The sequence below is a fragment of the Bacteroidetes bacterium SB0662_bin_6 genome (genome assembly GCA_009839485.1).
Taxonomy (GTDB): Bacteria; Bacteroidota; Rhodothermia; order Rhodothermales; family VXPQ01; genus VXPQ01.
Window position 1 is genome coordinate 1 of record VXPQ01000051.1, and the last position, 8,660, is coordinate 8,660.

Sequence of the window (8,660 nt, forward strand, 5' to 3'; positions counted from 1 at the left end):
CTCGCTTATGTGGCTGGGCCACACTGCGCTCGCGGCGCCTGGCCTGGCAGGAAAACAGGTCCCGCAGAGCGCCGCTGCATAGTGTTAACAGACCCTGGTTTTTCCGGGCTTGCATTTTGAATCTTCCGAGGCGGTCCCCATGCCCAACACTCCCACTGTCCGACAAATTGCGGAATTTCTCGAAGCATGGGCGCCTCTCTCATCAGCGATGTCCTATGACAATGCCGGCCTGCAGGTAGGTAACCCCGATACGGAAGTCCGGACGGCATTGCTTGGCCTGGACATGACGCCGGAACTGCTCAACGAGGCGAAAACGCTGGGTGCGACGCTTATCGTCACCCACCACCCCCTGCTTTTTCGCCCCCTGCATGCCGTCACCACAGAAACCTATGTTCCGAATCTGGTCTGGCGCCTGGCTTCCGAAAACATCGCACTGTACAGCATCCATACGAACCTTGACGCCGCTTCGGGGGGCGTATCGTTTGCTCTTGCAGAACAGTTGGGGCTCGCCGATACCGAATTTCTCCAGCCCTCCGAGAGCGGCGAAACCGGGTTCGGGGTCATCGGCTCATTGCCTGCCCCCATTCGCTTGCAGGCCTTTCTCGAAATTATCGCCGAGCGCCTCGAAACCCCTGCATTGCGTTATGCGGGTGATCCCGAAGCTCCTATCCGGCGTGTAGCCGTGTGCGGTGGGGCAGGAAGCAATCTGATCGCAGAAGCTGCCTCTTGCGGCGCCGACGCCTACATTACCGCGGATATAAAATACCACGACTTTTTCAACGTGCTCGATACCCGGGGGCATCCGCACCCCGCCCTGATCGATGCCGGTCACTACGAAACGGAAAAATTCACGGAAAGCCTGCTTGTGGAGGCACTGGCAAAGCAATTTCCACAGACAGCCTGGCGGCGTACGAAAACCAGTACAAGCCCCGTGCGAACTTTTATTCCCCCGAAACGTTAGCGGCGCTTGCATCCGTCAGTCCTTATTTGCTATCGAGATATACAACATGGCCACTGCTCAGGAGACAAGTACCGGCGAACAACTGCGGGCACTGATCAGTCTCCAGTTCATCGACAGCCAAATAGACCAGATCGAAAAACTGCGCGGCGACCTGCCGGAGGAAATTCGCGACCTCCGGGATGAAAAGGAAGGCCTTTCTACACGTATCGAGAAATACAAACAGGAAGAGACGCAAAACCAGGAAGACAAGAAAACATCCGAAACGGGCATCAAGGATGCCGAACTCCTCATTACGCGGTATGAGGAGCAGCAACTCCAGGTAAGAAATAACCGCGAGTACGACGCGCTTACGAAGGAAGTCGAAACGCAAAAGCAGCGCATCGAGGAATCGAAAAAGCGCATCGAGGAAATCACCCAGAACGAGGATGGGCACAAGGCCGTTATCGAAGAAGCCGAGGCCCGGATGAAAGAACTGGATGAAATTCTTGCTACGAAAGAAAACGATCTGCAGGAAGTGCTTGACGACACCAAGCAGGAACAGGCCCATCTGGAAGAAAAACGATCTGAAGCCGCCCAAAAGGTGGATGCCCGGTATTTACTCGCTTATGAACGCCTGCGGGGTCGTCTGCACGACGGCAGGGCGGTAGTACCCATCGAACGGGGGGCCGCAGCCGGCTTTGCCGTGCCTCCGCAGCGTCAGGTCGAGATTCGCCAGGGAAATCGCATTGTGGCCTGCGAGCATACAGGACGGATCATCGTAGACAGCGACCTGTTTTTCAAGACGATCAAGGCAACAAACGCATAGCCGGATCGTACGAAGGCGACGGGTGATTCTGCCACCGTCCTCCCGCCGTCGGGCAAAGACAGGACAACAGGGCCGAACCAACGTGTACGGCCTGGCACATTCTCCGAAATATTCCTGCCGGATCGCCGCTCCGGTCCGTGAGACCGGGGAGGAAAGTCCGAACACCAAAGGGCACCGTGCTTCCTAACGGGAAGGCGCCGCCGAGGCGGCGACAGCAAGTGCAACAGAAAGCAAACCTGCCGATGGCGCTCCGGCGCACAGGCCATGGGTGAAACGGTGGGGTAAGAGCCCACCAGCGTCCCGCGAAATCGGGGCGGCTATGTAAACCTCACGGGGTGCAAGACCAAACAGCGCCGCATCATTCTGCGAGAATGAACAAGGTAGCCCGTCTTGAGCAGTGGCGCGGGTAGGTCGCTCGAGGCCGTCGGCGACGACGGTCCCAGATAAATGGCGATCTCGCCGCAAGCGGTGCAGCGGCTGCTGCTGCGGTCAGACAGAATTCGGCTTACAGGCAGGAAGCGCCGCGATACGCGGGACGGGCTTACTCTTCGGCGGGAGCCGGTTCCGGCAGTGAGGGAAGTTCCTGCTGCTCCCCGACAGGAGGCAGTGCAGGCGTCGCTTGTTCTTCCTGCGCGCGCTGTTGAATCACGCTTTCCTGTACCTGTTCCTGTCCGATAGTAAAATTCGATACGACGCAAAGTACGATAAACAGCGTGACAAGCATCCAGGTCGCCTTCTCGAGCACATCCGGGGCTTGACGCGTTCCCAGAATTTGTTGTGTAGCACCGCCTGCGGCAATACCGGCAAGCCCTCCTCCCTTGCCGCTCTGCACAAGCACTACCAGTGTAATCAGGATCGCAATCAATGCGATCAGCACGATGATGAACGTAAACATGGGCGCCGTATCGTTGAATATAGAATGGTTGTCTATCGCGCCCGCGCTGATGAACGATCAGGCCTGACGCGCCGCAACCGTTCCGATACGCCGACCCCCCGCATCAGGATCCATGCGCCTGCGCCGGGAATGCGTACCCTCACGTCGGTACATCCATCGAAGCCGCCGCCCGCTGGTCAAGATGGTACCGCGCATAAAGCAAGGCCAACGCGGATTTCATATCGACGATACCGCCCTCCCGTACAAGTTTCAGCGCATCGTCAAAGGATGTCGACACCACTTCCACGAATTCACCCTGCTCAAGGTGCTGCGCCCCAACTTCCGTAAGGTCTTCAGCGAGGTATAAATGAATGATCTCGTTGCTATAGCCGAGACAAGGAAAAAGCGCGCCCAGCTTCGTGAAAGATGCCGCGCACCATCCGGTTTCCTCCTCCAATTCACGGGCCGCAGCTTCGGCAGGGTCTTCCCCCGCCTTGTCCAGTTTCCCGGCGGGCACTTCAAGAAACGTGCTTTTGGCCGGATACCGGAACTGTCGCACCAGCAAGGTGGAGCCATCCGGAAACAACGGTACGACGGCAGACGCCCCGGGATGATCGATCCACTCACGAAGCCCTTCCTGTCCATCCGGAAGCAGCACCCTGTCGCGATACACCTTAAGCAACTTGCCATCCAGCAATTGCTCGGACGAACGTTCTATTTCAACGAGATTCTGCATGACGAAAAACGGACCGGGCGAAACGTCTGTGATCTTGTGGGCGCATAGGACTCCTGAAATGCCCCCTCCGAACGCACACGCCGGAATATGGGTCCCCTGTCCCACCCTGCGCATCGGACTTCGCCTTGTGCATTGTTCCTGCCGCTAACGGTTACAGCCCGAAGGAAACGCCTGCATGGATACGCACATCCCCGGGCCCGCTCTCAGGATTCAAGGCAGCACTCATATTGATAAGCCCCGCAGCGGTTCTGAATCGGATTCCCACGCCGTAACCCGGATGAATACCCTGCATAGTCTGCAAGTCCGGCGTCTCCGGGCGATCCACATAGCCGAGATCGAAAAAGCCATAGGCATAAGAAACCGCATCGATCAATATCCGATATTCGGCAAGCGCCCTGCCAACAATGCGCCCCAAAAACCGGTCCTCATCGTATCCCCTGAGCGTTGCCGCGCCGCCGAACCGGAAAAGATCGCTCCGATCATACTCCGGACTCAACAGAACGCTGGCGTCCACTCCAGCCACAATCACCGATCGGGAAAATACCGGGGCAAACCAGCGCCCTGTTGCATACAATCGCTGTTGCTCCAGTAATGTCCGGCTCCGAAGCGTATCCACACCGACCACATGGTATTCCGTGCGCTCCTTGCGCCCGCTTTCGAGGTTCATCTCCACATAAAAACCCCGTGTAGGGTTCGATGTGTGGTCCAGGAGCGACAAGCGCACGCCCAGGCCCAGAAAACGCGCCTTGGCCGTCGGAGCCACCTGCCGGCCTGCCGGTCCGAACCGTACACCGGCTTGTCCGGGCGCCGTGCTTTCCCGGCTGAATCCGGCGAATGCCTTCATTCCCGGAGCAAGATCATAGTTCAGTTCACCCCGGTATGCCCTTTTCCCGTACGTGGAGTCCTCTTCCAGGCCAGAGAAACCCGCCTCCAACCCCAGAGGAAGTCCAAAAGCGAATGGCCAGGCCACAGACAGATCGAGGCTGGTCACCTGATCCGGCAGCCTGTTCATCCGCAAGGACGTCGTGAGGCCGCGTCCGAACGGATTGCGGAGCGCAAGATGTCCGCTGCCCGTAATGCTGCCGCGCTGACCATCCTCCGAGGGGGGTAAATAGCCCAACACCAGGTCGAAGGCTCCGGGCGGACCCTCTTCTATGGGGACACGCACCACGGCCGACGTATCGGCAGCTATACGCAATACCGGCAGACCCACGGTTTCGAAGAGTTCCCTTCCCTCAATGCGGCGACGGAGACGCTCCGGGTCGAACCGGAGTATTTTCATACCCGGTTTCATTCCCGCCAGACGGGTCACAAGTTGCGGTCGGGTCCGCCGGGCGCCCTCCAGATCGAATCGCCGAAGCACTACCTCCGGACCGGATACGATATGCAATGTGACGGCAAGCCGATCCGGCGCATCCCCGGACCGTTCGATCATCTGCACGGAGGCGGTCGAAAGCGGAAGCCCCTCCCGTTCCAGCACGGACAACACCCGTTCAATATCCGCCTCCATCCGGAGCGGATCGAATGGCTCTCCAATCCCGAACGCCACCTCCGTCCGTACAATACGGAGGCGACCCGGGTCCAGACCCGTAATGTGTACCTCCGCGAGAAAGACCCGCGTACTATCGGACAGGCTCTCCACCCTATCGTCTCCGCCGCCTTGCTCCTCCACTCCGTCTCCCGGGGCTTCGACGGGCAGAGCAGTGCGCTCCCTGTTTCCGGATTGCGCATACGCCTCCGGAAGCAGGCCTCCAGGCGCTGCAATCACCAGAACCGCAAGGGTGAGCGCCCGTACAAACTGCGTTTCGATCCGCATGGCCACGCATGACAAAACGAGCCCCCTCGGCACACGTTCCGCTCGGCATAGCCCACAAGCACGCCTTTCGGGAAAACCTGCTGGCATGGTACGACACGGAGCGCCGGGACATGCCATGGCGCAATACCTCCGACCCGTACCGCATCTGGCTGTCGGAGGTCATGCTCCAGCAGACCCGCGTCGATCAGGCAGAGCCATACTACCATCGATTCGTGGAGCGTTTCCCGACCGTCGAGGAGTTGGCCGACGCCTCCCTCGACGATGTGCTTGCGTGCTGGGAAGGACTCGGCTACTATTCCCGTGCCCGGAACCTGCATAAGGCTGCCCGGCGCATCGTCGAGTCTTTCGGGGGCCGCATTCCGTCCGACGAGCAGGATATCCGTTCTCTTCCCGGCGTGGGGCCGTATACCGCCGCCGCCGTGCTCTCGATCGCCTACGGGAAAACCTGTCCGGCGCTCGACGGGAATGCAACAAGAGTGCTCACGCGGGTATTCCGTATAGGCGAAGACGCAAACCGGTCCGCCACGCGCAGGCGCTTGCAGGAAATTGCCGCGGTACTCATGGACCCGGCCCGCCCGGGCGCTTTCAATCAGGCCGTCATGGAACTGGGAGCAAGCATGTGCAAGCCCTCCTCCCCCTGTTGCGGAATGTGCCCTCTGGAATCCGTATGCGCCGCGGCGGCACAGGGAGATCCGGAGACATTCCCGGTCACGCTGCCCCGAAAAAAAACGCCCCATTTCGATGTGGCCGTGGCTGTCATTTCCGACGAAGCCGGACGCCTGCTGGTGTGCAAGCGCCCCGAGGAGGCCATGCTGGGAGGGCTGTGGGAGTTTCCCGGCGGCAAACGAAAACCCGGCGAAACACTGGAGACAGCGTGCCGGCGCATCCTGCAGGAGAAATGGAGCGTAGTCGTCAAGACGGGGGACCTGGTTCACCGGATATCCCATGCGTACAGCCACTTCCGTATCACGATGTACGCCTTCCGGGCAACTATCGCAGCAGGTATGCCCTGTTCCCCTGAGGGGCGTAGCCTGAAGTGGGCCGACGGCGCCGAATTATGCGCTCTGGCGTTTTCAAAGACGGGACGCCGCCTGATCGAACACATGGAAAAACAAAAAACAGTAAATGAAACGACCTGACCGGCATTACGTAGGAAAAAGAGGCTGCATCGTTCGTCTTCCCGAAGGCGGGCATACCCCACAAAACGCCAGGGGCTGATAGACTATGGATTTTGGAGACCTTTTCTGGATTATTCCGATTTTTTACGTCCTGAAGCGGGTCTTCTTCGGCTCGCGCAAGCCGGGGGCGGCCAAAAAACCTTCGGTGCGCGAACCGGGACGGGCAGAATCCGAACGAGCGCTGTCGCAGAAGAACCGGGAAGAACTGCGGGAAGCGCTTGGGGAGCTCGGTGTGGCGCTGGGCTTTACGGAGAGCATGATGCAGGAAGAAAGCAGCCAAAAAGAGTCCGTAGAGATAGCGGACTACCCGCCTGCCTACTCGATGCCTTTTGATGCCGAACGCAACCGTGGGCGAAACGCCGGTATGGATCCCGGCGCCTCCCTGTTCCCCATGGACCCGGCGCCGGAAGAAGCCGCTGCGTACGATCCCTGGCAGGAAAGACCCCTGCCGGAAACGATCTACGAAGCAGACGCCTTGTTCGCCGAAGAAGAAGCGTTCGAAGCAAGAGGAAGTGACCAGACCCGGGAGCATAAAGACGAGAGCCCGGAGACCGCAGCCGAAGAACTATCGCCCTATGAACGGGCCAAAGCTCCCGGAGAGACGCTGCGGCGACTCGCTGCACGCACCTCGCTGCAGCAAGCAGTCGTCATGAAAGAACTTCTTGACCGGCCCGTTACGCTGCGCCGGAGATCCGGATTGCCTTTCAGAAACTGAAGCGGCTCCGCTTCCTCCGGTTGGATCAGGGCCTGTTAACACTATGCAGCGGCGCTCTGCGGGGCCTGTTTTCCTGCTATATCAGGTCGCTGCTGTCCTGGACTTTATCCTCTTCCTCCCCGCGCTTGAACATCTTGCTGCCGATGACGCCCCCGATGACGCCGGCGATCACGGAGAATATGAGTCCTACCCCTATGAGAAAAACCGGAGACGTCATAAACTCGCCGAATCCGCCGAGCTGCGACAGGTCCGCACCGCCTTGCTCCATCGCCCGATCCATTTCCAGCCTTGCTTCCTCCCAACTTGTCGGCTTGACGCCCAACGCCGAAAGTAATATCTCCAACAGGATCGATGTGACGGATGCCGCAATGCACGTCAGCACACCGAGACCGATACCCTGCCCGCCCGTAAGGGTGACCTTGTTGTTATCGGCGTAATGCCAGACAGCAAGCATCCCGGCGCCTATGTACGCCAGGCAAGCGATGAAATCGCCGGCCGCGGGTATGAAGGAGACCAACAGCCCGACCAGTCCGGCAATGACGCCCACGAGAAGAATGGATTGCGTTTTATTCGGCATCGCGAAAAAGAGATCAATGAAAAGGGAAGAACGAATACGCAGAAAACCGGGGCCTTTTGACTGCACATGGGGTACATAGGCCACGCAGGGAGTACGCCAGCACTCTGCCTAATGGAGTATAGCGGAATTTTTAATCTTTCGCCATACGCTGACGCCCTGCCGGACGATCCATAAGCGAGATAATGGCGCACACCAGAAAATACCCTGCTACACAGCCAAACACAGCGCCCGTGAGCGCCCTGCTCCACGGCGTGTTGGTCCATAATCCGACGATATCACCACCCCAGTCCGTAGCCAGAATGATCAGACTTCCCGCAACGAGGTATTTTGCGTGACGTTCTATCCAGGAATTCCACGGCCTCAAACTCAAGGCCAGAAAAGGCGCCGCCGCCAGCGCCGCATACATACCGAAACAGCGGTCGCACGCAGCAAGCTGTACGCCCTGAATGTGAGGGGAACGGCCCGGAATCTGATGACATATCTCCGAAAACCCCAGCATAATCACGTGCCGCAGACTTTCGCCCACGAACGGCGGAGCCATGGCCAGGCCGAAAACCATCCATACGAAACCGGCGGCCAGTATCCAGCCGGCCCATCTCCGATCTTTTCGGTTCATCCGTTGGAAAGTGGATCCTTCATTACTCATACGCTGACAGGACGATTTTTGCTTATCCGTATAAATCCCCTAATTAACATGAGTTTCATTCCTTCAAGCCCCGCATGCCTTGACTACGCTTTTTGATCACCCTACTTTTCTTAACTGTCCAACACAATACATTCCAAACGCAACATCGTTATGACCAGCATAACCCCTATAGGCGACCGCGTGGTCGTGCAGCCGGAGGCTGCCGAGGAGAAGACATCGAGCGGCCTGTTCATTCCCGACACGGCGCAGGAGAAGCCCCAGCGGGGCACCATCCTGTTCGTGGGTCCCGGCCAGGTGGAGAACGGCAAGCATGTCGAGATGACCGTAAAGGCGGGAGACACCGTGCTCTACG

10 protein-coding genes and 1 other RNA gene are annotated in these 8,660 nt (G+C 58.7%); 6 read left to right on the forward strand and 5 right to left on the reverse strand.

Translation table 11 applies throughout. The annotated features are described in order from the left end of the window. The first annotated feature begins 139 nt into the window (after positions 1 to 139). The 3 genes from F4Y00_10160 (at position 140) to rnpB (ending at position 2,290) form a co-directional block, all read left to right on the forward strand. On the forward strand, positions 140 to 961 hold the full coding sequence (locus F4Y00_10160; GenBank protein MYE05320.1) for a Nif3-like dinuclear metal center hexameric protein: 822 nt from the start codon (positions 140 to 142) through the stop codon (positions 959 to 961). A 46-nt stretch (positions 962 to 1,007) separates the two neighbouring features. Further along, entirely contained in the window at positions 1,008 to 1,766 is a 759-nt protein-coding gene (locus F4Y00_10165; protein MYE05321.1) for a hypothetical protein, read from the forward strand. A gap of 109 nt (positions 1,767 to 1,875) precedes the next feature. Continuing rightward, positions 1,876 to 2,290, forward strand: an RNA gene (rnpB, locus tag F4Y00_10170) — RNase P RNA component class A. Between the two features lie 17 nt (positions 2,291 to 2,307). Here the strand turns inward: rnpB and secG are convergent. The 3 genes from secG to F4Y00_10185 all read right to left on the reverse strand — a co-directional run bounded on the left by secG (position 2,308) and on the right by F4Y00_10185 (position 5,309). Further along, the gene (gene secG / locus F4Y00_10175) at positions 2,308 to 2,661 is read right to left on the reverse strand and encodes a preprotein translocase subunit SecG (protein MYE05322.1); all 354 of its coding nucleotides are present in this window, start codon (positions 2,659 to 2,661) and stop codon (positions 2,308 to 2,310) included. 139 nt (positions 2,662 to 2,800) lie between these two features. Beyond that, positions 2,801 to 3,376 (reverse strand): NUDIX hydrolase, encoded by a 576-nt coding sequence (locus F4Y00_10180; GenBank protein MYE05323.1) that lies wholly within the window; start codon positions 3,374 to 3,376, stop codon positions 2,801 to 2,803. Positions 3,377 to 3,527: 151 nt separating this feature from the next. Beyond that, positions 3,528 to 5,309, reverse strand: coding sequence for a BamA/TamA family outer membrane protein (locus tag F4Y00_10185; protein MYE05324.1), 1,782 nt, complete (start codon positions 5,307 to 5,309; stop codon positions 3,528 to 3,530). Here F4Y00_10185 and mutY point away from each other — a divergent pair. Both mutY and F4Y00_10195 read left to right on the forward strand, forming a co-directional pair. After that, positions 5,270 to 6,331: an A/G-specific adenine glycosylase gene (gene mutY, locus F4Y00_10190; protein MYE05325.1), complete on the forward strand. Its 1,062-nt coding sequence runs from the start codon at positions 5,270 to 5,272 to the stop codon at positions 6,329 to 6,331. The two genes, F4Y00_10185 and mutY, sit on opposite strands and share 40 nt — an antisense overlap. An 85-nt stretch (positions 6,332 to 6,416) precedes the next feature. Next, a complete protein-coding gene (locus F4Y00_10195) occupies positions 6,417 to 7,085 on the forward strand; it encodes a hypothetical protein (GenBank protein ID MYE05326.1) in 669 nt (222 codons plus the stop codon). A 76-nt stretch (positions 7,086 to 7,161) separates the two neighbouring features. On the opposite strand, the gene F4Y00_10200 is transcribed toward F4Y00_10195, so the two are convergent. After that, positions 7,162 to 7,662 (reverse strand): DUF4199 domain-containing protein, encoded by a 501-nt coding sequence (locus F4Y00_10200; protein ID MYE05327.1) that lies wholly within the window; start codon positions 7,660 to 7,662, stop codon positions 7,162 to 7,164. Between the two features lie 130 nt (positions 7,663 to 7,792). After that, positions 7,793 to 8,308, reverse strand: coding sequence for a DUF2085 domain-containing protein (locus tag F4Y00_10205; GenBank protein MYE05328.1), 516 nt, complete (start codon positions 8,306 to 8,308; stop codon positions 7,793 to 7,795). Between the two features lie 150 nt (positions 8,309 to 8,458). On the opposite strand from F4Y00_10205, the gene F4Y00_10210 reads away from it, so the two are divergent. Next, a partial coding sequence (locus F4Y00_10210) for a co-chaperone GroES (GenBank protein ID MYE05329.1) occupies positions 8,459 to 8,660 on the forward strand: 202 nt, incomplete at its 3' end.

Excerpts from the sequence above, each read along its gene's own strand:
- secG (MYE05322.1), bottom strand. The coding sequence starts at position 2,661 with ATGTTTACGTTCATCATCGTGCTGATCGCATTGATTGCGATCCTGATT.
- F4Y00_10180 (MYE05323.1), bottom strand. The coding sequence starts at position 3,376 with ATGCAGAATCTCGTTGAAATAGAACGTTCGTCCGAGCAATTGCTGGAT.
- F4Y00_10165 (MYE05321.1), top strand. The coding sequence starts at position 1,008 with ATGGCCACTGCTCAGGAGACAAGTACCGGCGAACAACTGCGGGCACTG.
- F4Y00_10160 (MYE05320.1), top strand. The coding sequence starts at position 140 with ATGCCCAACACTCCCACTGTCCGACAAATTGCGGAATTTCTCGAAGCA.
- F4Y00_10195 (MYE05326.1), top strand. The coding sequence starts at position 6,417 with ATGGATTTTGGAGACCTTTTCTGGATTATTCCGATTTTTTACGTCCTG.
- F4Y00_10205 (MYE05328.1), bottom strand. The coding sequence starts at position 8,308 with ATGAGTAATGAAGGATCCACTTTCCAACGGATGAACCGAAAAGATCGG.
- F4Y00_10200 (MYE05327.1), bottom strand. The coding sequence starts at position 7,662 with ATGCCGAATAAAACGCAATCCATTCTTCTCGTGGGCGTCATTGCCGGA.
- F4Y00_10185 (MYE05324.1), bottom strand. The coding sequence starts at position 5,309 with ATGGCATGTCCCGGCGCTCCGTGTCGTACCATGCCAGCAGGTTTTCCC.